24 protein-coding genes are annotated in these 20713 nt (G+C 62.4%); 12 read left to right on the plus strand and 12 right to left on the minus strand.

The genetic code is table 11. The features are described from left to right. Positions 1 to 22: 22 nt before the first annotated feature. Together LPA44_RS18240 and LPA44_RS18245 are read right to left on the minus strand one after the other, a co-directional pair. Complete coding sequence (locus LPA44_RS18240; RefSeq protein WP_330166489.1) at positions 23 to 1126, minus strand: methyl-accepting chemotaxis protein; 1104 nt, start codon at positions 1124 to 1126, stop codon at positions 23 to 25. Continuing rightward, a complete protein-coding gene (locus tag LPA44_RS18245; protein WP_330166490.1) occupies positions 1042 to 1917 on the minus strand; it encodes a hypothetical protein in 876 nt (291 codons plus the stop codon). Before LPA44_RS18245 ends, LPA44_RS18240 begins: the two co-directional genes overlap by 85 nt. A gap of 133 nt (positions 1918 to 2050) precedes the next feature. On the opposite strand from LPA44_RS18245, the gene LPA44_RS06325 reads away from it, so the two are divergent. Then, positions 2051 to 2773, plus strand: coding sequence for a DUF7537 family lipoprotein (locus LPA44_RS06325; protein ID WP_230888742.1), 723 nt, complete (start codon positions 2051 to 2053; stop codon positions 2771 to 2773). A 28-nt stretch (positions 2774 to 2801) separates the two neighbouring features. Here the strand turns inward: LPA44_RS06325 and LPA44_RS06330 are convergent, their stop codons facing one another. Both LPA44_RS06330 and LPA44_RS06335 read right to left on the minus strand, forming a co-directional pair. Then, on the minus strand, positions 2802 to 3518 hold the full coding sequence (locus tag LPA44_RS06330; RefSeq protein ID WP_230888743.1) for an RNA methyltransferase: 717 nt from the start codon (positions 3516 to 3518) through the stop codon (positions 2802 to 2804). Continuing rightward, positions 3511 to 4068 carry a hypothetical protein gene (locus tag LPA44_RS06335; protein WP_230888744.1) on the minus strand — a complete coding sequence of 186 codons (558 nt, stop codon included), beginning with the start codon at positions 4066 to 4068 and terminating at the stop codon, positions 3511 to 3513. The genes LPA44_RS06330 and LPA44_RS06335 overlap by 8 nt, the downstream gene beginning before the upstream one ends. A gap of 111 nt (positions 4069 to 4179) precedes the next feature. Between LPA44_RS06335 and folP the strand changes: the two genes are divergently transcribed. Next, positions 4180 to 5292 carry a dihydropteroate synthase gene (gene folP, locus LPA44_RS06340; protein WP_230888745.1) on the plus strand — a complete coding sequence of 371 codons (1113 nt, stop codon included), beginning with the start codon at positions 4180 to 4182 and terminating at the stop codon, positions 5290 to 5292. A gap of 131 nt (positions 5293 to 5423) precedes the next feature. Next, a complete protein-coding gene (locus LPA44_RS06345) occupies positions 5424 to 6101 on the plus strand; it encodes a 6-hydroxymethylpterin diphosphokinase MptE-like protein (protein WP_230888746.1) in 678 nt (225 codons plus the stop codon). On the opposite strand, the gene LPA44_RS06350 is transcribed toward LPA44_RS06345, so the two are convergent. The 3 genes from LPA44_RS06350 to LPA44_RS06360 all read right to left on the minus strand — a co-directional run bounded on the left by LPA44_RS06350 (position 6102) and on the right by LPA44_RS06360 (position 9167). Further along, on the minus strand, positions 6102 to 6467 hold the full coding sequence (locus tag LPA44_RS06350) for a hypothetical protein (protein ID WP_230888747.1): 366 nt from the start codon (positions 6465 to 6467) through the stop codon (positions 6102 to 6104). 75 nt (positions 6468 to 6542) lie between these two features. Beyond that, complete coding sequence (locus LPA44_RS06355; RefSeq protein ID WP_230888748.1) at positions 6543 to 7544, minus strand: TIGR04024 family LLM class F420-dependent oxidoreductase; 1002 nt, start codon at positions 7542 to 7544, stop codon at positions 6543 to 6545. Positions 7545 to 7610: 66 nt separating this feature from the next. Beyond that, a complete protein-coding gene (locus LPA44_RS06360; protein ID WP_230888749.1) occupies positions 7611 to 9167 on the minus strand; it encodes a long-chain-fatty-acid--CoA ligase in 1557 nt (518 codons plus the stop codon). Positions 9168 to 9267: 100 nt separating this feature from the next. Between LPA44_RS06360 and LPA44_RS06365 the strand changes: the two genes are divergently transcribed. The 6 genes from LPA44_RS06365 to LPA44_RS06390 all read left to right on the plus strand — a co-directional run bounded on the left by LPA44_RS06365 (position 9268) and on the right by LPA44_RS06390 (position 13637). Further along, positions 9268 to 9711: a PaaI family thioesterase gene (locus tag LPA44_RS06365; RefSeq protein WP_230888750.1), complete on the plus strand. Its 444-nt coding sequence runs from the start codon at positions 9268 to 9270 to the stop codon at positions 9709 to 9711. Between the two features lie 37 nt (positions 9712 to 9748). Next, positions 9749 to 11149 (plus strand): cryptochrome/photolyase family protein, encoded by a 1401-nt coding sequence (locus LPA44_RS06370; RefSeq protein ID WP_230888751.1) that lies wholly within the window; start codon positions 9749 to 9751, stop codon positions 11147 to 11149. Between the two features lie 96 nt (positions 11150 to 11245). Continuing rightward, entirely contained in the window at positions 11246 to 11695 is a 450-nt protein-coding gene (locus tag LPA44_RS06375; protein ID WP_230888752.1) for a hypothetical protein, read from the plus strand. A 118-nt stretch (positions 11696 to 11813) separates the two neighbouring features. Next, entirely contained in the window at positions 11814 to 12341 is a 528-nt protein-coding gene (locus LPA44_RS06380) for a hypothetical protein (RefSeq protein ID WP_230888753.1), read from the plus strand. Positions 12342 to 12455: 114 nt separating this feature from the next. Next, positions 12456 to 13016 carry a hypothetical protein gene (locus LPA44_RS06385; RefSeq protein ID WP_230888754.1) on the plus strand — a complete coding sequence of 187 codons (561 nt, stop codon included), beginning with the start codon at positions 12456 to 12458 and terminating at the stop codon, positions 13014 to 13016. Positions 13017 to 13181: 165 nt separating this feature from the next. Continuing rightward, positions 13182 to 13637: a pyridoxamine 5'-phosphate oxidase family protein gene (locus LPA44_RS06390; protein ID WP_230888755.1), complete on the plus strand. Its 456-nt coding sequence runs from the start codon at positions 13182 to 13184 to the stop codon at positions 13635 to 13637. 76 nt (positions 13638 to 13713) lie between these two features. On the opposite strand, the gene LPA44_RS06395 is transcribed toward LPA44_RS06390, so the two are convergent. Then, positions 13714 to 15963: a PAS domain S-box protein gene (locus LPA44_RS06395; RefSeq protein WP_230888756.1), complete on the minus strand. Its 2250-nt coding sequence runs from the start codon at positions 15961 to 15963 to the stop codon at positions 13714 to 13716. Between the two features lie 172 nt (positions 15964 to 16135). Between LPA44_RS06395 and LPA44_RS06400 the strand changes: the two genes are divergently transcribed. Next, a complete protein-coding gene (locus LPA44_RS06400) occupies positions 16136 to 16792 on the plus strand; it encodes a hypothetical protein (RefSeq protein ID WP_230888757.1) in 657 nt (218 codons plus the stop codon). 74 nt (positions 16793 to 16866) lie between these two features. Here the strand turns inward: LPA44_RS06400 and LPA44_RS06405 are convergent, their stop codons facing one another. Next, positions 16867 to 18039: an MFS transporter gene (locus LPA44_RS06405; RefSeq protein WP_230888758.1), complete on the minus strand. Its 1173-nt coding sequence runs from the start codon at positions 18037 to 18039 to the stop codon at positions 16867 to 16869. Positions 18040 to 18189: 150 nt separating this feature from the next. On the opposite strand from LPA44_RS06405, the gene sod reads away from it, so the two are divergent. Further along, positions 18190 to 18792 (plus strand): superoxide dismutase, encoded by a 603-nt coding sequence (sod, locus tag LPA44_RS06410; RefSeq protein WP_230888759.1) that lies wholly within the window; start codon positions 18190 to 18192, stop codon positions 18790 to 18792. A 28-nt stretch (positions 18793 to 18820) separates the two neighbouring features. On the opposite strand, the gene LPA44_RS06415 is transcribed toward sod, so the two are convergent. Beyond that, positions 18821 to 19276 (minus strand): DUF7522 family protein, encoded by a 456-nt coding sequence (locus tag LPA44_RS06415; protein WP_230888760.1) that lies wholly within the window; start codon positions 19274 to 19276, stop codon positions 18821 to 18823. Positions 19277 to 19377: 101 nt separating this feature from the next. On the opposite strand from LPA44_RS06415, the gene LPA44_RS06420 reads away from it, so the two are divergent. Beyond that, positions 19378 to 19647: a DUF5827 family protein gene (locus LPA44_RS06420; protein ID WP_230888761.1), complete on the plus strand. Its 270-nt coding sequence runs from the start codon at positions 19378 to 19380 to the stop codon at positions 19645 to 19647. On the opposite strand, the gene LPA44_RS06425 is transcribed toward LPA44_RS06420, so the two are convergent. Together LPA44_RS06425 and LPA44_RS06430 are read right to left on the minus strand one after the other, a co-directional pair. After that, positions 19648 to 20223, minus strand: a complete 576-nt coding sequence (locus LPA44_RS06425; RefSeq protein ID WP_230888762.1) for an MBL fold metallo-hydrolase — start codon at positions 20221 to 20223, stop codon at positions 19648 to 19650. It lies immediately after the preceding gene. Positions 20224 to 20298: 75 nt separating this feature from the next. Beyond that, positions 20299 to 20637 (minus strand): cupin domain-containing protein, encoded by a 339-nt coding sequence (locus tag LPA44_RS06430; RefSeq protein WP_230888763.1) that lies wholly within the window; start codon positions 20635 to 20637, stop codon positions 20299 to 20301. Between the last annotated feature and the right edge of the window lie 76 nt (positions 20638 to 20713).

The following is a 20713-nucleotide window of genomic DNA, read 5'->3' on the forward strand; positions in this document are numbered from 1 at the left end:
AAAGGGAATGGCCGCGTTTCAGTTAACGGCTGTCTGTCTGTGCGGCGCTGACCTCGAAGTTCCCCAGTAACGCCTGGAGCTGTTCGGCCTGCTCGCTGAGCGACGTGACGTTCGTGCTCACACGAGACATCGACGCGGCCTGCTCGGCGGCAGCCGTGGACGCGTCGTCGCTCTCCCCGGCCGTCGCGCGACTGATGTCCGCGACCTCCTCGACCATCGACACCGCTTCTTCAGTGCTTGCAGCCTGGTCGTCCGTCGTCGCACTGATCTCCTGGATGCCGGTGTCGGTCTCCTCGGCGTTCTCCGCCACCTGCCCGAACGCGTCGACGGCCTCCTGGACGGCATTGATGCCTTCCTGCATCGACTGCTCGGCCGCCTGCGCGTCCTCTACCGCGGACGCCGTCTGCGATTGGGTCTCTTCGATTCGGGATTCGATGTCGTTCGCGGACTCGCGGGTCGCCTCGGCTAACTGCTTGACCTCGTTAGCGACGACGGCGAACCCGTCTCCCTCCGCGCCAGCGCGGGCGGCCTCGATGTTCGCGTTCAGCGCGAGCATGTTCGTCTGGTCGGCGACGTTGCCGATGAGGTCGACGATGTCCCCGATTTCGGCCATCTGCTCGTCGAGCGCTTCGACGTTCTCGACGGTCGAGGCTATCGCCGTCTGGACCGCTCGGGACTCCTCGATTGCCTGCTCGGCGGTCGCCTCGCCTTCATCGGCGATTCTGGCCGTCTCGTGAGAGCGGTCGGCGACGGTTTCGGCGGACGCCGCGACCTCCTCGACGGCCGCCGACAGGTTCGTCATCTCCCCGGAGACGGTTTCGAGCATCTCCCGCTGTTCGTTCGCGCCGCGGGAAATCTCGCGAATCGACTCGCTGGTTTCCTCACTGGCCTGTTCGGCGTCGCCAGCGTCCGTGACTGCGTCCCCGCTGGCGGCCGCGACCTCGTCGGCGAACGACTGAATCTCGCGCATCGCTGGCTCCGTCTCGTCCATCATCCCGTTGAACGCGCGCGCAATCTCCCGCATCGCGTCGCTGTCGGCGTCTAACCGCACGCCGAGGTCGCCGTCGGCCGCCCGCTCCATCGCCGCGCTGTACGCGTCCGCGTCGGCTTCGAGGTTCGCGTACAACTGCTGGACTTCCTCCTTGCGGGCTTCGGCCGCGGCTTCCGCCTCCTCGGCTTGTGCTCGCGCGCGCGTTCGAGTTCCGCCTGCTTCTCCTCTAAGTCCTCCACTTCCTCGGTCTTCGCGCGTGCTTCTGCGAGTTGGGCCCGAGCCTCTTCGCGGGAACGCTCGGTGGACTGCCAGTGCGACAGCAGCGCGCCCGCCAGCAACAGGACGAACGCCGCGTGGATGAACGACCACGCCCACGGGTTGTTGATGCCCGCGGCGTGGTTGTAGACGCGACTCGGGTCTATCGTCCCGAAGTAGCCGTGCTGGATACCGACGTACGCGATGCCGAGCGCGAACGGAACCCAGTCCTCGTAGACGGCGACGACCGCCATCACGACGAAGAAGTGGAAGTGCGCCTCGATGTAGCCGCCCGAGAAGTGGACGAGGAACGCCGACGTCGTCGCTAATCCCATCGTCGCGAGCGCGGTTCGTGTGCGCCGTCCGAACCACGGGAGCGCTGCGAGCACGCCGAATGCCACGACGACGCCGACTTCGAGGAGAACCGTGGTCAACGGGAGTTCGGGTATCGCCGCACCCGTTATTGGCTCGGTCCCCTCGTAGGTGCCGAGCAACACGAGAAACGGCACGTGTGCCGCGAGGAACACGAGCACGTTCCGGTGGCGGCTCCGCCACGTCTCGTCGGGAATCGTGTCGCCGCTCGGTGTGTACCTGACGACGTCACGAAACGCTCGCTCCCACCGCTGCCCCCACGACTGGTCGACCCCCGGACTGCTCGTAGCCCCTGACATAACACGGAAGAATCTGTCCTAGGTGAAAAGCACTCGTTCCGCACTATCACGCGCTATAATCGGCGTTCGTGCCGGAGACGTCCGTCTCCCACCGTCGCAAGCTTTTTTCGCGTTAGTACAGTCGCCTACCAGTATGGCTGGTCGCCCTCGCTGGTCCCTCTCTGCGGTCGCACTTGTTGCCCTCCTCGTCCTCGCCGGTTGCTCCGGTCTGCCCACGACCGACCAACAGCCGTCGGCGCCCGAGACGACAGTAGAGAACTTCTCGTACCCGACGGGGTGGTCGCAGGACGGAATTACGGACCTCAACAGTGCGATGGCGACGCACTACGACACCGTCGAGAACGCCTCCCGGACGACCCGGCTCGTCATCACCAACGACGACGGGAATCGAACGGTCGTCAGGACGGTCGACGTGGACGCGGGCACCGGATCGATACGGTTCTGGGACACGACGCTCGGCTCCTACAGGTACGCGTACTACAGTTCCGAGGGTGTTTTCGAGTACAATCCGGCGACCGAGGAGGTAGAGCGGCAGCCCGACGAGAACTGGACGACGGCCGACGTCGCGCTGACGGCCGGGCTAGAGAGACCGCTCAGGAGCCTCGAACTGAACGCCACGACGACGATCACGGCCGAAGGAACGACGGCGGTCAGGTACGCGGTGACCGGCATCACCGACCCGGATTCGGTCCCTTCGGACAACGCGAGCGGCTACGTCACCGTCTCGGAGGCGGGCTACGTCGCGTCGTACGACATCACGCGGGGCAACGACGAGTTCACGCGCCAGACGACGTACAATCTCTCCGAATTCGGTGACGCGACGGTGACGCGGCCATCCTGGCTGCCCGACGAGTGAGCGACTGCGCGGCGTCCCGGCCGGGCCGCTACTCCATCTGGTTCTCGGCGCGCCGCATGAGTCCGAGGACCGTGTTGATTTCGCGGCCCGTCGGGTGGGTGCGGCCGACCATCCGGCGGAGCATCCGCATCACTTTGTCGCGTTTCTCCTCGGGGTAGTCGATTTCCGCGAGGAACGCCTCGGCGTGGTCGTAGAAGCGCTCGATTTCCTCTTCCTCGGCGCGGTGGCGCTCGACGTCCGGCAGTTGGGTCTCGTTCATCGCGAGGTCCCGGAGTTCGTACAGCGAGACGGTGGCGGCCTGCCCGAGGTTCATGACGGGGTAGTCGTGGGAGGCAGGAATCGACGCCACTTCGTCGATTTGCGCGAGTTCGTCGTTCGTCAGGCCGACGCGCTCGCGGCCGAACACCAGCGCCGTGTTCGACTCGACGTCCGCGAGGCTCTCGGAGAGTTCCGCGGGCGTGCGGAACGGGAAGCGCACGTGCTTGGTGGCGTCCTCGTTCGTGATGGCGGTGAAGCCGACGGTGTGGAACTCCGACGTGAGGTCCTCGAAGGAGAGTTCGCGGGCGTTCGGGAGCACGTCCTCGCGGGCCTGGCCCGCGAAGCCGTAGGCTTCGGAGTCTCGGCCGAGGTACGGCGGGTCCACGAGCAGGAGGTCCTCGAAGCCGAAGTTCTTCATCGCCCGCGCGATGGTGCCGACGTTCCCGGATGTCTTGGCGTCGACGACGGCGACGGCTGGCTTACTCATCGCTCGTGGGGTAGTCGGCGTCCAGGTCGAGGTCGAGTTCGTCGGCGTCCTCGATTTCCGGCCGGAGGTCGATGCCGGCCTGTTCGTCCTCGGGCAACTCGACGTTGTGAATCTCGGGGTCCGGGATGTCCGGATTCGGCGTTTGCTCGGGGTCGGTAGCGACGTGCTCGGGGCCGTCGTACCACTCCGGCGAGCGCTCGCCGTCCGCGAACCACTCGCGGAATGCCTCCTGGAGTTCTTCGGTGCCGCGGTACTGCTCGCCGCCGGCTTCGAGGAACCAGTAGTAGAAGTCGACCTCGTGTTCGGCGCACAGCAGGACTTCAGCGCGGGGTTCGCCGTACACCGCAGCGGGCGTGTTCCGCGACGTATCGTCGTCGCCGTGGAGGAGATAGCAGGCGTCACACGGCCGGTCCATCAGCGCCGGTAGTCGCTGCAGGCGCGCGCTGGCGTCGTCGGGCATCTCGTCGAAGTCTCGGTAGTCGCCGTGCTCGTCGAAGACCTCGTCCTCGTCGAAGCGCCACCCCCGGAAGCCGATGCTCACCTTGCTCATTAGCGGCTCGTAGGCGGCCGACGTACAAAAGTCGCCTGAAGGCACCCGCGGGAGGCGGCCGCGAGCCCCGGAACCGATTCGCCTTTGAGCGCGGGGTCCCGCCTTCGAGGCATGCAGACGGTCGACGCCGCCGGCCTCCAAATCGGAGACGACCACCCGCCCCGTATCATGGGCGTGTTGAACGTCTCGAAGGAATCGCCGTACGACCCCAGTGTCTTCGACGACCCCGACGAGGCGGCCGCGTACGTCGACGAGGAGCTCGTCGGCGAGGGCGCGGACATCGTCGACGTCGGCCTCGAATCCGCGAACAAGAAGTTCGACGTGCTCTCCCCCGAGCAGGAACTCGACCGGCTGGACACCGCCGTCGAGACCATCCAGCGCGTCGAGGGCGACGTGGTGTTCTCCATCGAGACGCGGTACGCGGAGGTCGCCGACGAAGCACTGTCGCGTGGATTCGACATGGTCAACGACATCTGTGGGTTCGCCGACCCCGAGATGCCCGAGGTGTGTGAGGCCCACGACGCAGCCGTCGTGAAGATGGCGAGCCCGCCGGACCTCGAACGTCCCGGCGCAATCGAGGACGTGGATGACATCTACGACGCACTGACGCTGAACGGGTTCACGGACAAGACTATCGTCGACCCGGCGTTCGGCGGGTGGAGCGAAGACAAGACGCTTGCAGACGACCGCGAGACGTTCGACCGCCTCCGAGAGTTCCGCGGGCACGGCTGTCCGATTCTCGTTTCCATCAATCGGAAGAACTTCCTCCGAGAGGTCGCCGACCGCTCCACGGAGGAGGCGCTCCCAGTCTCGCTGGCGGCGACGTCGATGGCTGTCGAACGCGGCGCACACATCGTCCGTACGCACGACGTCGCCGAAACGCGGGACGCTGCGCTCATCGGCTACGAGTTCCGCCGGGACCGCTACGACGCCGAGCGCGTCGAGGAACTGGACGTGACGACCGTTGCGGAGGCTGAGCGCCACGTGACGCGACTCGACGGCGACCTTGACGCTGCCGGCGACGCGGCGGCTCGCGCGTACGAGGTACACGGCCTCGATGGCGACGACCGCGCGGCACTGGCGGCCGAAGGCGTCGCCGTCACGGGGGAGGATCCGACGTTCGTCGCGGCCCCAATTAGTGTGATTCAAGCGGCCGCGGACGAACTCGAATCCCCAGACGGCGTGCTGGGGGAGCTCACAGCGGCGTGGTCAATTCGCACGTAACGAGAAAACTTATACCGGCGGGGCCTAAATCCGGGATTGGAAGCCGGACCCCCGCTGGGTAGGGGTACTTCGCGGGGCGTCTCGGCTCGAACCAGGAATCCTTTCATTTATTCAGGTTCGTAGCGACAGCCATGGAGTTCGCCGACTGGGTGCCGGTCTACGAGGAGGTTCTCGCCGACTTCGGGTTCGAAAGAGCTGCCGACGAGCAGGCGCGAGACGTGCTCGCGGAGTACGCCGAGCCGTTCGACCTGACACGGCTTGATTGCACGGGCCAGCGGGTCGCTATCGCCGGTGGCGCATCGTCGCTGGTCGACGAGACTGCGGTTGCAGCTGACGCGGACGTCGTGTTCGCGGCGTCGACCGCCGTCGACGTGCTCGACGATGCGGGCGTCGACGTCGACTTGATGGTGACCGACCTCGACAAGAACCCCGGTACTGCACGCCAGCTCACCCAGTCTGGGACGCCGGTGGCAGCACACGCCCACGGCGACAACATCCCCGCCATCCGCGAGTACGTCCCGGAATTCAACTTCGCGCACCTCCTCAGTACGACGCAAGCCGAGCCGGTGGATGCGGTGTATAATTTCGGCGGGTTCACGGATGGCGACCGCGCTGCGTTCCTCGCGGACCACCTCGGTGCTGCCGACCTCGTCTTCCCGGGGTGGGACTTTGAGGACCCGTCGGTCGGCGACCAGAAAGCGAAGAAACTGGCATGGGCCGAACGCCTCCTGTACTGGCTCGAACGCCGTCGCGGCGACCAGTTTGATGTGCTCGATAGTCGCCGCGACGGCATCGACGCGATTCCGTAGTTATCCGCCGACGGTGACGGTCGCGTCGTTGGCGATGCCGATGGAGACGGTGTCGTCGTCGCTGCTGAAGTCGTAGGTCTGCTCGGTCGTCTCCCCGTCGACGGTGACGGCGACGGTGTACTCGCCGCTCCCCTCGAACGCCGGTAGTTCCTCGTCAGTTTCGGCGTTCACAGTCGCGTCCTCGCTGTACACACTGTCGCCGTCGTTCAGTACTTCGACGGTCACGCTGTGGCTCGTCTCGTCGTTGTTGACGAGGAGGATGTCCGTCGTCGACGAACTCCCGAACCCGAGTGCGCTACAGCCCGCAGTCGCAACGAGAACGCCGACGAGCGCGACCAGCACGACCCGCTTGCTTCGACTGTCCATACCTACCCCTGGTAGAGTGGATGTAAAGAACGCTGGATAGCTCAAAGAGCGGTCGAAGTCTTCGCCGCTGAACAGTTACTCCGGTGCCACGGTCGCCAGTGTCTGGTCGATGACATCGCGGTCGGCGGCGCGGGGGAATGAGACGGCGATGGCGTCGATGCCGTCGACGGTTGCGAAGTCGGCGACGCGCTCGCGGACGGTTTCGGGCGTACCGGCGGCTGCCAGCGCGTCCAGCAGGCCGTCGGAGACGCTAGCGACGGCGCGCTCGCGGTCGCCGTCCTGCCACGCACTGTGGATGGTCTCGGCGGCGTCCTCGTAGCCCTGTCGGGCGAGTGCGTCCCGGTAGAACGTCCCCATGCCACCGACGTAGAACGCGAGGTGCTGGCGCGCGAGGTTGCGGGCGGCGTCACCATCGTCGAGCGCACAGCACGGCAGCACGAACGTCGTGTGGACGTCCTCGGCGCTGCGGTCGCCGAGACTCGCGCCGCGTCGGAGGTCCGCGTAGCGGTCCTCGAAGCCCGCCTGCGTGAACATGAGCGCGTGCCAGCCGTCGGCGAACCGGCCCGCGAGTTCGACGGCTTTCGGGCCCATGCCGGTGACGTCGATTTCGGGGGTGGGCTCGGGCGGGTCCTGTCGCAGCCGGAAGCCGCGCGTCTGGACGATGTCGCCGTCGTAGTCAACCTGTTCGCCCGATAGTACCTGGCGGACGACTTCGACGTACTCGCGCGTTCGCTTCAGGGGGTTACCGAACTCCTGGCCGTGCCAGCCCTCAACGACTGCGGGGCCGCTCGGGCCGAGGCCGAGGCGGAACCGTCCGTCGGAGTGCTCTTGGAGCGTGGCGGCGGTCTGCCCAAGCAGTGCAGCGCTACGAGAGTACGTGTTCACGATGCTAGTACCGACGCCGATGGTGTCGGTGCGGTCGGCAAGCGCGGCCAGCGTGGTGACGGCGTCTCGGCCCCACGTCTCCGGGAACCAGACGCGGTCGTAGTCGAGTGCTTCGGCGCGTTCGCCGATGCCGACGACGTCAGACAGCGAGTCCTGTGCGGCGACCGGCAAGTGGACGGTGCGGGCGGTCACGACTCCGTGTTTCGCACCTCACCGCATAAATCTGTGTCAACTTATGACAACCCGTGGTGGGTGGCCCTACTCCTCGACGAGTTCGAACTTCTGGACTTTCCCCGTGGTCGTGCGCGGGAGTTCGTCCACGAATTCGACTTCGCGGGGGTGTTTGTATTCCGCGAGGCGGTCCAAGCAGAACTGCTTGAGTTCGTCGCCGGTCACGTCGGTGTCCGGGGATTTCACCACGAACGCCTTCACCGTCTCGCCGCGGCGGTCGTCCGGAATTCCGACGACCGCGACGTCAGCGACGGCGTCGTGCTCGAAGAGGAGTTCCTCGACTTCACGGGGGTAGACGTTGTAGCCCGCCGTGTTGATCATGTGCTTCTTCCGGTCGACGACGTAGAAGTAGCCGTCCTCGTCGTGGTAGCCGAGGTCGCCCGTATGGAACCACCGCTTGCCCTCTGCTTCGGTGAACGCTTCCTCGTTGGCGTCCGGGAGCCCCGAGTACCCCTTCATCACGTTCGGCCCGGCGACGACGAGTTCGCCCGTGATATCGTCCATCTCGACGTCATCTTCGCTTACGGGGCCTTCCTTGATGGGTGGGACATCTTCGAAGTCACCGGTGATGACGCGCGCGTCGATGCCCTCGAGTGGTTTCCCGATGGAGCCGACGCGCCGCCCCCAGTTCGGGCTGTTGAAGTGGGTGACGGGGCTGGTCTCGGTGAGCCCGTAGCCTTCGTAGATTTTCACTGGGTAGAGTTCCTCGAAGCGCCGCAGCACCTCGACGGGAATGCCGGAGCCACCGACCGTGCACTGGCGCAGTGAGGAGAGGTCGAACTCTTCGGCGTTGGGCTGGTTGATGACGTCGTTGTACATTGCGGGCACGCCGTCGAACAGCGTCAGGTCGGCGTCCGCGACGAGGCTCATCGCCTCCTGGGCGTCCCATGCTGGCAGCGGGTAGAACGACGCGCCGGCGAACAGTGCGGCGTTCATCCCGACGGTCATCCCGTAGATGTGGAACAGCGGGAGCACGCCGATTTTGCGGTCCGAGGGCTGGACGCCGTCGGGGACGATGTCGATGGATTGCCGGGCGTTCGATGCGAGGTTGTGATGGGTGAGCTGGACGCCCTTCGGTTTCCCGGTGGTGCCGGAGGTGTACGGCTGGACGGCAACGTCGTCGTCCGCGCGTTTGGCGACGCTGTCGTCGCCGCTGGTGAGGAACTCTTGGAACGGCGTTCCCTTGTCGGCGTCACCGCCGACGGTGACGACGCGCTCGACGCTCGTGTCGTCGCGTACCTGCTCGACGAACGGGACGACGTCGGCGAGTGCGACGACCGTTTCGGCCCCCGAATCTGAGAGCAGGTGTTGGATTTCGCGGCTCTTGTACTGGGGGTTCATCGGCACGACCGTACATCCTGCGCGGAGTGCGCCGTGGAATGCGACGACGAACTGCGGGAGGTTCGGCAGGTAGATGCCGACCGCGTCGCCGGCTTCGACACCCGCGTCGCGGAGCGCGGCAGCGAACTGCCCGGTTTGAGCCCAGAACTCCCCGTAGGATAGTTCGACGTCCTCGTAAACGACGGCGGGTCGCGCTGGCTGCTCGTCGACGACGGATTCGATGTGGCGGACTAGATTCGTCACGGCTACTCCGCTCAAGGAAGTCTATCATCAATAATACTGGTGTTCAGTAGGGTCGCGTCGACTCGGTGGCCTTTTGCCGGGTGACTGCACATCCGAACCCATGACAGCGTTCGACGCCGATGACGTGCAGGCGTTCATCCAGTCGTACGTCGACGACCACGGCTTCCTCTCGTTCCTGGACCTCCAGGTAGAGGCCGTCGACGACGGTGAGATGACGCTGCGCATCCCCTACGACGAGAAACTCACCAACCACGGCGCAGGCGAAGGGAACGTCCACGGCGGCATCGCCGCCACCATCATCGACACTGCAGGCGGGCTCGCCATCCGCACGACCCTCGACGAACCCGTCACCGCCGGCGTCGCCACCATCGACCTGAACGTCTCCTATCTCCGGCCCGCACGCGGCGACCTCGTTGCCGAAGCCGAAGTCATCCGCGTCGGCTCCACAGTCGGCGTTGCTGAGGTAACGGTCACCTGCGAAGACGACGACGGGGAGCGCGTAGAAGTTGCAGTTGGCCGCGGGTCGTTCCGCGTGTTCGAGTAGCGGTACTTTTTCGCAGCACCCGGCCCACGAGTCGGGCATGCAGCTGTTCTGGCACCGCCGCGACCTCCGCACAGCCGACAACCGCGGACTCGCCGCGGCCGCCGATTCGGGCGAGGTCGTCCCCGTGTTCTGCTTCGACGACGTCGTCCTCGACCACGCGAGCCCGCCACGGGTGGCGTTCATGCTGGACGCACTCGCCGACCTCCGAGCGCGCTACCGCGACCTCGGCAGCGACCTCCTCGTGCGTCGCGGCGACCCGTCGACGGTGCTGCCCGACCTCGTCGAAGAGTACGGCGTTGACCGCGTCGTCTGGAACCACGACTACTCGGGGCTCGCCCGCGAGCGCGACGAGGCCGTCCGTGCCGCCCTCGACGACGCTAGCGTCTCCCACGAGCAGGTCCACGACGCGGTCTTCCACGAGCCCGGCGCGATTCGCACGAATGCCGGCGACCCCTACTCCGTGTACACGTACTTCTGGAAGAAGTGGCAGGACCGCGAGAAACCGGAGCCAGTCCCCGAACCAGCCGAGGGGGACCTCGCGGACGTGTCGGGCGAGGAGTTGCCGACAGTGGCGGACCTCGGATTCGCGGAGCCCGACGCAGAACTGCCAGGCGCAGGGACGGACGCGGCTCGCGAGCGCCTCGCGGCCTTCTGTGAGGACGACATCTTCCGCTACGAGGAGGCTCGCGACTACCCCGCGGAAGCGGCGACGTCGCGGCTCTCGCAGGACCTCAAGTTCGGGACGATTGGCGTCCGCGAAGTGTACGAGCAAACGGAGGAAGCGATGGCCGAGGCGGACGGCGAGGCGGAGCGTGAGAGCATCGAGGAGTACCAGGGGCAACTCGCGTGGCGGGAGTTCTACGCGCAAGTGCTGTACTTCAATCCGGAAGTTGTCTCGCAGAACTACAAGGAGTACGCGAACCCAATCGAGTGGCACAAGGACGACGCCGAACTCGCGGCGTGGAAGCGTGGGGAGACGGGGTACCCGATCGTGGACGCGGGGATGCGCCAACTCCGTGAGGAGGCCTACATGCACAATCGCGTGCGGATGATTGTCGCGTCCTTCCTGACGAAGGACCTTCTGGTGGATTGGCGCGAGGGGTACGACCACTTCCGCGAGCACCTCGTCGACCACGACACCGCCAACGACAACGGGGGCTGGCAGTGGGCAGCCTCTACTGGTACCGACGCCCAGCCGTACTTCCGCATTTTCAACCCGACGACGCAGGGCGAGCGCTACGACCCGGACGCCGAGTACATCACCGAGTACGTCCCCGAACTACGGGACGTGCCGGTCGAGAAGATTCACGCGTGGCCGGAGTTGGACGCCGACGAGCGGACGAAACTCGCGCCCGACTACCCGGATCCGATTGTGGACCACGGCGAGCGCCGCGAGGAAGCAATATCGATGTTCGAGCGGGCACGCGGCGACGACTAACCGTAGTCGGAAATATGGGTTCTCTATTGAGTAGAAGACTGAACCGCACGGGTAGTACAGACAAGAGATTTACAGGTTCGGGGAGTTTGTGTCCGTATGGCTACGACAGTAACTGTCCGCCTTTCTGTCGTCGTAGGCGTCATATTACTCGTTGCTGGCGGCGGATTCTACGGGTATGGGGCCTACGATGCAGCCACGTACGACCGTGAAGCCGGTATCGACGTTGCTCCGACTTCTACAGCCAACGCAACCGCAACGAACTTCTCTGACCTCCCCCGGGAGCAACAGGCGTTGTTCTTGCTTGCCGTTGAGCCCGGAGAGGACAGTTACTACATGACCACTGACGAAGAGTTACAGGATCTCTCCTCTGAAATGCCCTCCCATGTACGGTACGACACCACGATCTACGACGTCTCAGGAACCCACACCGACGCCGTTGTAGGAATGTACACAATCCCCTTCGGCATGCTTCTCGCCGCAATTGGTAGCGTGACACTGCTCGGTGCAGGCGCAACATCCATCCTCCGGAAGGTACGAGACTGGTAGCGGTATTCAATCCCTACAGCCAGCCTCGATGTGGTGAGGCACTTCGGCAAGTATAGGAGTTCTCTAACCGTTATGTACTTACAGAAAACTTATTGGTGCAACGCCACTTCCAATTGGCGTGAATAACCGGGTTCGAGCAGCCCTCATTACTGTGCTTACAGTCGCTCTCCTGTACGCTCTCGCCACGATTGAGGGCCGTCCAGATGCGACCGGCCTCTCGAACCTCGGGTCCGCCCCAGCAATCGGAGTAACGGGAATCGTTTTTGGAGTGGCTAGTTACGTTACAATCACGGGGAAATACGGCCCAGAATCGGTCCTAGAAGCCGCGAGTGTTGTCACGTTAATGTATGGTGGCGCTGCCCTTGGACTCACTGAGTTCAGCCTGAAGTTGCTGGACAAGGAGATTCTCTTCTTAATATTCGGCTTGGGAACGATACCCGCTGCAGCTGGCGGAGCGTTCGCAGCAGGATCATATGAAGACGAACTGCTGTTTGGGAGCGTGTTCGTTTTGGTATCGCTAGGTTCGGCGTTCTATCTCCGCGGCGACCTGCTGAATCGAGTAGTCCTGCACACTTGGGCGATGGTTCCCGGGTTCCTCCTCGCCTTTGTGTACACGAGTGCGGCGAACGCCGGCGCATTTGAGTGAACCATCTTGCCCAACTGTCACGCCAAACCCAGTTAGGGAGAACCCGTCCCGATGTGGTACGGCATTTCGTTAAGTGCAGACAAGACATTTACACGTTCGAAGGATTCTACCCGTATGGCTACGACAGAGGCTAAATCACTCATCATTCTAGGTCTCACCAGTAGTCTTCTCACCATTCTTGGTCTTTGGCCGGAATATGGGCCGTTAAATGCTGACCTACCGGAATTAGCGACGGTTCTGCTCCTTCTGATTAATCTCGGATTTATGGCAACTGGTTGGTTCTGGTACCAAGAGCGTGCATCCGGTCAGATTCGCTACGAGCAGATACCAGCGCTCGTTATCAGTCTGGTCGGTATCACGGGTATCGTCGGGAGTCTTGTCGTGTTTCAGCCGTGGCAGTATACTGGGATGGCCGCCGGTCTATTCTCCATTTCTACCGGTCTGTTCGTTATTCCCGGTATCGGGCTGAGTCTCAGTGGCTATCTCTGGTTTCGTCACCAGGAGATGCGGTATCCACTTGCACTGTTGGTTGGGCTACTGGCTGTCGGTCTCTTATACATCATCCGTCAGCGATTAGATATTATTATTCAAATTCCGCTCTTTGCGATTGTCGTTGTGGCCGTCTTCCTTCTGCCAGTTGTCGTAGTTCTCCGCGTTATTCACCATAGCCATTAGCAAAGTGACTATCCCACCCTACTGAGCGGCTATTTCACTCTGAACCAACTGGTGAGAACCGGCCTCGATGTGGTTCGTCATTTCGCTAAGTACAGGTGCGGAACTAATCGCTGAATAGAATCGATGGCCAAAACATGCTCGGAGGATTAGCGAGAATGTATCGGTATGACTACTGAGCTATCGACGGAAGACTGTGAAACATTACTCTCTGAGTCGGGTGTTGGCGTCTTAGCGCTCACTGACGGCACAGAAGCGTACTCGATTCCCGAATCATTCGGCTACAATGGGGAGACACTGTACTTCCAGTTCGTCTACAAACCAGATAGCAAGAAAATGGCCTTTCTCGAGACGACAGAGACCGTGACGTTCACGGTCTACGACGAACAGCCAGCACAGAGCGTCCTTGTGCAGGGCCCAATCGAACCTGTCCCTGAAGAGGATGAAACCAAGGCTGCCACAGCAATCGCGGAAAACGCCTCCATTCCAACTCTGAACATCTACCCCGAAGCAACACCTGACGAGGTCAGCATGGACTACTACCGCTTACCGCCAACCTCAATTACCGGCCGTCAGTTCAACGCATTCACCCCCACATCCGACGACCAGCAACACTCTCACTGACCGAGTGTTCCATACCCAATCCAGCTAGTGAGAAACGGCCCTAATGTGGGCGGTGCATTCGGTAAGTACAGATGCACTATTCAGCAACTGTTTCTACGCCAAGAATTTCGAATCTGGCTCCGTTCGTGGGACTGTCAGTGACACGAATCTGCCAGTCGTGGGCTTCAACAATCTGTTTGACGATGCTCAACCCGAACCCAGTGCCATCCTCACTTGTTGAGTAGCCAGCTCTAAAGACATCCTCACGCTCGTCGGCCGGGATTCCTTGCCCATCGTCCTCAACGTAGAATCCATCGTCGAGTGCACCGACCGTTACGGTTACGTCCTCACCACCGTGGTCGATAGCGTTACGAATCAGATTCTCAAACAGCTGTTTGAGCCGACTCTTATCTGCCCGAACGGTGCGGTTGATGTCGGTGATAAGCGTGGCAGCACCCGTCTCAACGGTTGCCCAACACTCCTCTACCAGTACATCGAGCGCGACCCGGTCGAAATCCGTAACGGCATCTCCCTCTCGGGCTAACGATAGAAGTTCATCTATCAGCGTCCGCATGCGCTCGTGGGCTTGCTCAATTGCGTCCAAATGTTCACTGTCGCACTCCGTAGCCACCAACTCCAAACGCCCTTCGGCAACAGTGAGCGGATTCCGAAGATCGTGACTGACGATACTGGCGAACTCTTCGAGTCGGTCGTTTTGCTCGGTGAGTTCCTGTTCACGAGCACGGAGCTGCTCGGTTCGTTCTAACTGTTCAAGCGCTGTCGACAGTCCGCCGGCCAGAATTTCACCCAGGAGTGCGTCCTGTTCGTCGAAGGTCTCTGGGGACGATGACCCGGCGAGCAAAACCCCGTATTTACCGAGCGGCAAGATAAGCTCGCTCCGAATCGCCGTGGCTGGATTATACCGGTCCGAATCCTCGTGGACATCATCAACAGAGAGTGTCTCCCCGCTTTGATAAACCCGCCACGCAATACTGTCACCACCCGAAAATGTGGGTGGCTCGCCAATAAGATCGTATACGGCGTCCGTGGATGCCACCGGAACGAGCCCATCGACATCATCGTCGTACAGATGGATCGAATTCGCTTCTAATTCCAGCAGATCCCTCATCGTCTCCACACCGATCTCGGCAACCTCCTCCCGGGTGTCCGCACTCATCAACTCCTGGGTGACCCGATTTAATGCTTCGAGTTGCCGTTCACGGGTCTTCCACTCATCAACATCGAGGTGAATGCCAACCGCACGGACTGGCTCACCGTCGTCATCTCGCTCAACAATTTTGCCGAGATCCCGAATCCACTTCCACTCACCATCAGCCGTTCGCATTCGGTGTTCGGTGTCGTAGTAGTCCGTTTGCTGCTGGCGATGCGCCTCAAGGGCAGCAGTCACGTCATCAACATCGTCCGGATGAACCCGCGACTCCCATGTGTGGAGGTGTGGGTCGAGTTCGTCAAGCGTGTAGCCGAGCATCTCCGCCCACTGCTCGTTGAACTCAACTTCATCAGTCGTCATGTCCCAATCCCACACGCCGAGGTTCGCGCCTTCGATTGCGAGTTCGAGACGTTCCTTGAGCCTCTCGATTTCTTCTATCCGCTGCGTTCGCTCAGTGATGTCCCGCGAGACGACCATAAACCGGTCACCATCTCCCACTGGGAGGCGAGTAAGGTGAACTTCGACAGGAAACCGTGTTCCGTCATGCGTCTCGAACTCCGTTTCGATTCGTTTCCGATCTCCAACGTCCATTCCATCCCAAATGGCCTGTAATTCGTCTGGCTCGATTCCCTGATCGATGTCCCAGACTTTCTGCCCGACAATCTCGTCTTTCGGTTGGTTGAACGCCTCACAGAAGTGCTGGTTGACATCGACGATAGTCCCGTCAGTGGTATGAATATCGATCATATCAGGAGAGCTTTCGAAGAGGGCTTCGAGACGGGCTGTGGTCTGTTTGAGACGGTTCTCACGCTCTTTGGTTTCCGTAATGTCGCGCACACTCACGACGTATCCGCCAATCGCGGTCGCCGTTTGGTTACTCCCTCTGGTCTCAAGCCAAATCCATGAGCCATCCTTGTGCCGGTAGCGAAATTCATCGGTAACGACCTCATCGTCTTCGGCGTTGAGGATTTCAGCGAACGTCTCACGAACTTGCTGTTGATCGTCGGGATGGACGTGTTCGAATACCTGATCACCGACACGCTCAGCAGGCTGATACCCAGTGATACGCTGTACAGACGGGCTTTCATACAGAATATCGCCTGACTCACCCACGATGAGAATCCCATTAGAGAGATGCCTAACGAGTTCCTGGTATTTCTCTTTCGGCAACTCCATTATTGTAATCTCTTAATCACTAACCGGCAAATAACCCTTGTATTCCATACGCAATCCTACCGAGCGGCTGTTCCACGCCAAATCCAGTTTGTGAAAACCTGCTTCCTCGGAGTCAGTGAATCGCTAAGTATAGACAAAGCACTTTACGGGATAATATGAAAGATAGCGAACAGTGGCAGAGAATCACGCTCAGCGCTGGCCGATTCTGCTAGTCGGTATCGGCCTCGGGATGGTGGTTTTCGGCGCACAAGCCACGCACTTTGCGAATTTGATCGAGTTCACGTACAGTGTGGAGGCGACAACACAGGCCGCAGCAACCGAAGCCGCCAACGTCTCAGACCCCGGTGTTGACGTCATCTACCACTTCACAGACCTTCCAGCAACCGCACAAGACGCCTTCCGCCAAGCACTCGAAGCCCCGGACAACAGAACCACGATTCGAGGTCTGGAACACCAAGTCACGGAATTAACGAGTGCGAGTGATACCACCGCACAGCCCGGGCATGGGCACTACTACGTCGAGTATCAGGAGAGCTACTACGAGTTCACGATTCGACAGCCGATGAATGTTGCCGCGTTGTCGTCGTTGCTCGGGTATGCGTTCGCTGTCTTTGGAGTTCTTGTCGGTGTTTGGGGGAGTTTCGAACACGGGTCAACGACCCGTGCCCTACTTGCACACCTGAGTGGGGTCGGTTCCTTCCTTGCGGTGTACGGTGTGACCGGCTGGTGGGGGCTCAATACCTTCCTATCCCTCGTCGTTGTTGGCGCTGTTTGTGCGTCCCTCCCAGCAGTCGGCGTGTGGACGGTTTATCGAACACTTCGTTCCTGAGTCTGCATATCCTCGTCCCAATTCGGTCGTTTGAGTTTCGAGCAGCAGTCTGACCGAAGAAATTGCGCTCGCAACTATTGTGAGGCCTGCCGGGCGACCTGCGTCCAGACAACGACTGCCCCGATTGCCGTGATGGCTGCGGCGAGCGTCCACGCGACGTCGTAACTGAAGCCGTCGACGACGAGCCCGAACAGCGGCGGCGCGGTGATGCCGCCGAGGTTCAGCATGGTCTGGCCGCCTGCGGTGGCAGCGCCGACTTCGTCGTCGTCGACGATTGCGGTCATCGTCGCGTAGTAGACGCCGGGGAATCCGAGAATGAACAGCCCCAGGAGCGCGAACGCGACGGCCGACGTCCACGGCGACTCTGCGACGGTGACGCCAAGGAAGCAGACGGCCGCAAGGACGCCTTGCGCGGTCAGTACGAGTGCGGGGCCGCGGGCGGGCGAGCCACCGAGCCGGTCGGAGAGTGCGCCACCGACGAGCCGGCCGATGCTGCCCGCGACCTGCACGCCCGCGAGTACGGCGCCCGCGAAGCCGGCGGCGACAGCGACGGATTCGGTCATGTGGAGGACGACGTAGCCGGTCGTCGTGAACACCGTCGCGCCGAGGAACAGGCCAGCGACGATGAGCCCTCGATACGCGGGGTCATCGAGGAGCCCGCGGACGTCCGGCATCAAGAGTGTTCCAGAGCCGGTCGTTCCCTCGTAGCCGGCGGCGAACGCTGCGGCGATGACGACGGCGATGCCGGCGATGACGAGGAAGCCTGCGCGCCAGCCGAAGCGGGTGGCAGCGATGCCTGTGACGAGGAGTGCGCCGAGGCCGGAGCCACCGGTGACGCCGACCTGTTTGACGTTCATTGCCAGGTTACGGCTGTCCTTTGGGGAGACGGCGACGATGGCGCGGTTGGTTGCGGGCATCGCGGTGGCGTACGCGAATCCGAGGACGACGAGCGCGGCGAGCAATAGCGGGAATGTCGGCGCGTACGCGACGCCGATGCACCCGACGGCCATGCCGAGCAGCCCGACGATCATCACGGGTCGTTCGCCGTAGCCGTCGACTGCAGCCCCCGTTCCGAAGAGGAGGACGGTGTAGCCGAGCATGATGGCGGTGACGACAGTGCCGGTGAGCGCCCGGGAGATGCCGAAGTCGCTGCGGACGAAGGCTGTCGACGCGAAGATGGCGTAGAATGCGAGGCTTGCGGTGAACTGCCAGCCGGTCACGAGGCCGACGCCACGCCACGAACGCATACGCGTTCGTTGCAACTCGGGACGTATGTGGGTAACCATCCAAACTGCGGGCAAGCGGCGTCATTCGCCGGTTTTCGTGGTAGGTGCTAGCAAAGATGCCACAAACGTTTAACACGAACCGCTACGATGGTTCTGGCGGGTGACCGCACCATGAGTGACTACGAACTTCCACCGCTTCCGTACGACTACGACGCACTCGAACCGCACATCTCCGAACAAGTAATGACGTGGCATCACGACACGCACCACCAGGGCTACGTCAACGGCTGGAACTCCGCCGAGGAAACCCTCGAAGCAAATCGTGAAGAGGGCGACTTCTCGTCGTCGCCGGGCGCTATCGGCAACGTAACCCACAACGGCTCCGGGCACATCCTGCACTCCATCTTCTGGAACAACATGAGCCCGAACGGCGGCGGTGAACCCGCCGGCGCCCTCGCCGCGCAAATCGAGGAGGACTTCGGGTCCTACGACGCCTGGAAGGGCGAATTCGAGGCTGCAGCCTCCGCTGCCGGTGGCTGGGCGCTGCTGGTTTACGACAGCCACTCCGAGCAGCTGCGCAACGTTGTCGTCGACAAGCACGACAAGGGCGCGCTCTGGGGTTCGCATCCGATTCTGGCGCTGGACGTCTGGGAGCACTCGTACTACTACGACTACGGTCCCGCCCGCGGCGACTTCATCGAGAACTTCTTCGAGGTCGTCGACTGGGACGACGTCGCGGACCGCTACGAGGACGTCGCTGCGCGCTTCGAGTAGCGTCACACATCCGCCGTTTTCTTTCGCGTCAGTCGTCGTCGGGAGCCACGGGTGCGAACGCGCCGGCACCGTACTCGTCGGCGAGGTCGTGGACGATGTCGGTGAGCGCGCCGAAATCGTAGCCAGTGTCGTTCGAGTCGATGCCGACGACGACGCCGACCTTAGCGTCGTCGTCCGTGACGAACGTCCGGAACAGCTCCCACGTGTCGAACCCGCGGTGCGTGTACCGGAACTCCGAGTAGTGGAGGAGGTTGTACGTCTGGCGCGTGACAAAGCCGTAGCGTTCGTTGTCCAGATGTTTCTCGACGGCGACGTCTTCGATGCGTTCAGCGACGTCCTCGCGGAGGTACAGCGGCTGTTGAGTGCGTTGGTCGAGGACCCAGACGTCTCGGAGGGTGTCGCCGAGTGCGTCGCGGAGGGCGTCGACTAGCGCGGCCTTCCCTTCATCGAGATCCGACTGGGGCTGCGTGTCGTACGTTGTCATGCGGACCGCTCGTCCGTGGTTGCGCCCGACGCTCAGATAAGCGTTCCCCACAGTCGGCGCGCCACCGGGGGTTTTTTCGTCGCGACGCACGCACGTCGAGTATGCCCGTTCCGAAGGACGACTTCGAGACCTTCCACCCGTGTGACTTCTACACGCCGGCGGAGCTCCTCGACGAGGACAAGATGTACACCGTCTACGAGATTGCACGCCTCCTCCAGGACTTAGAGCCCGACGCGGAACTAGACCCGAACACGGAGAACGTGCTCCTCGACTGGGCAATTCCGTGGATTATGAACCACAGCGACGACCTCGTTGTCGCCGAACCCCGCGAAGAGGAAGAACCCGGCTACTACGGCATCGATACCCAGTAACTACCGCTGTCGCGCGGCTTTTGCGGCGAGTTCGATGTTCTCGATTGCGCCAGTCGTGACGCTTGGACCGTGGCCTGCGTGCATCACATCGGGCTCGTCAACGACGTCGAGCACGCGGTCGATGCTTCGCAGGAGTGTGTCACGGTCGCCACCCTCCAGATCGGTGCGGCCGAACGCGCGATTCGCGAACACGAGATCCGCCGCGAACAACACGCTCGCGTCCTGCGAGTAGAAGACCAAGTGATGTGGCTCGTGACCGGGCGTGTGCAGGGCCTCGTAATCGTGGTCGCCGATAGCGACGGTGTCACCGTCCGCAACTTCGTGGTCCACGCCGTCGTCGCTGGTGTCGAAGCCCCAGGCGTCGACGTCGAAGGCGGCTTTTACGTCGTCGAGGTTGCCGATGTGATCGGGGTGGGGGTGCGTAAGGAGTACTGCGTCGAGGTCGTCGACATGCTCGCGGACGGCGCTGACGACGTCGAAGTTCGCGCCCGGGTCCACGAGCACTGTGCGGTCGCCCTCCACGAGGAAGGCGTTGCTCGTGAACGCGTCGACGCCGGCAGCGAGATTGGTGGCCATACACTGGCTACGCTGTCCGACACTTAGGGGTTGGCGGGACGCGAACGCGAGGAGAAGCGCCTGCGGTGGCTGTCGCTAGCGCGGTGCGCCGACGAGCACGAGCTCGGAGTAGTTGTCTCGGTTGCGAATCTGACGAGTCTCTTCTGGGTCAATGCGGATGGCTTCGCGTTCGTCCAGGGAAACAGTCGCGTCCCCGAACTCCACGTCGACACCACCCTCGACGACGTAGTAGACCTCCTCCTGGCCGGAGTCGAGGTGGTCGTGTTCCATGCCCTCGGCGTTGGGTTCCATCGTGAACAGCGTGAACGCCACCTCCTCGGTGTCGAGGGCGTCTTTCATTCGGAACATCTTCGCGCGGGCTTCGTCCGGCAGCGCCGATTCGGCGTCAGCTATCGTCGCCTTCTGGTACGGCATACCCGGAACTGGGGCAGGCCGGTACTTCTGGTTAGTGGCCGTTGGGTTCGGAGCGCTTTTGTCGCCGGCGCGAGCA

Source organism: Halobacterium sp. KA-4 (assembly GCF_021028995.1).
GTDB lineage: Archaea > Halobacteriota > Halobacteria > Halobacteriales > Halobacteriaceae > Halobacterium.

Bases quoted from the DNA above. Each gene is read 5' to 3' on its own strand.
- LPA44_RS06420 (WP_230888761.1), top strand. From the start codon at position 19,378: ATGCCCGTTCCGAAGGACGACTTCGAGACCTTCCACCCGTGTGACTTC.
- LPA44_RS06350 (WP_230888747.1), bottom strand. From the start codon at position 6,467: ATGGACAGTCGAAGCAAGCGGGTCGTGCTGGTCGCGCTCGTCGGCGTT.
- LPA44_RS06405 (WP_230888758.1), bottom strand. From the start codon at position 18,039: ATGCGTTCGTGGCGTGGCGTCGGCCTCGTGACCGGCTGGCAGTTCACC.
- LPA44_RS06390 (WP_230888755.1), top strand. From the start codon at position 13,182: ATGACTACTGAGCTATCGACGGAAGACTGTGAAACATTACTCTCTGAG.
- LPA44_RS06385 (WP_230888754.1), top strand. From the start codon at position 12,456: ATGGCTACGACAGAGGCTAAATCACTCATCATTCTAGGTCTCACCAGT.
- LPA44_RS06365 (WP_230888750.1), top strand. From the start codon at position 9,268: ATGACAGCGTTCGACGCCGATGACGTGCAGGCGTTCATCCAGTCGTAC.
- LPA44_RS06335 (WP_230888744.1), bottom strand. From the start codon at position 4,068: ATGAGCAAGGTGAGCATCGGCTTCCGGGGGTGGCGCTTCGACGAGGAC.
- folP (WP_230888745.1), top strand. From the start codon at position 4,180: ATGCAGACGGTCGACGCCGCCGGCCTCCAAATCGGAGACGACCACCCG.
- LPA44_RS06330 (WP_230888743.1), bottom strand. From the start codon at position 3,518: ATGAGTAAGCCAGCCGTCGCCGTCGTCGACGCCAAGACATCCGGGAAC.
- LPA44_RS06395 (WP_230888756.1), bottom strand. From the start codon at position 15,963: ATGGAGTTGCCGAAAGAGAAATACCAGGAACTCGTTAGGCATCTCTCT.
- LPA44_RS06325 (WP_230888742.1), top strand. From the start codon at position 2,051: ATGGCTGGTCGCCCTCGCTGGTCCCTCTCTGCGGTCGCACTTGTTGCC.
- LPA44_RS06425 (WP_230888762.1), bottom strand. From the start codon at position 20,223: ATGGCCACCAATCTCGCTGCCGGCGTCGACGCGTTCACGAGCAACGCC.
- LPA44_RS06415 (WP_230888760.1), bottom strand. From the start codon at position 19,276: ATGACAACGTACGACACGCAGCCCCAGTCGGATCTCGATGAAGGGAAG.
- LPA44_RS06375 (WP_230888752.1), top strand. From the start codon at position 11,246: ATGGCTACGACAGTAACTGTCCGCCTTTCTGTCGTCGTAGGCGTCATA.
- LPA44_RS06370 (WP_230888751.1), top strand. From the start codon at position 9,749: ATGCAGCTGTTCTGGCACCGCCGCGACCTCCGCACAGCCGACAACCGC.
- LPA44_RS06430 (WP_230888763.1), bottom strand. From the start codon at position 20,637: ATGCCGTACCAGAAGGCGACGATAGCTGACGCCGAATCGGCGCTGCCG.
- LPA44_RS18245 (WP_330166490.1), bottom strand. From the start codon at position 1,917: ATGTCAGGGGCTACGAGCAGTCCGGGGGTCGACCAGTCGTGGGGGCAG.
- LPA44_RS06345 (WP_230888746.1), top strand. From the start codon at position 5,424: ATGGAGTTCGCCGACTGGGTGCCGGTCTACGAGGAGGTTCTCGCCGAC.
- sod (WP_230888759.1), top strand. From the start codon at position 18,190: ATGAGTGACTACGAACTTCCACCGCTTCCGTACGACTACGACGCACTC.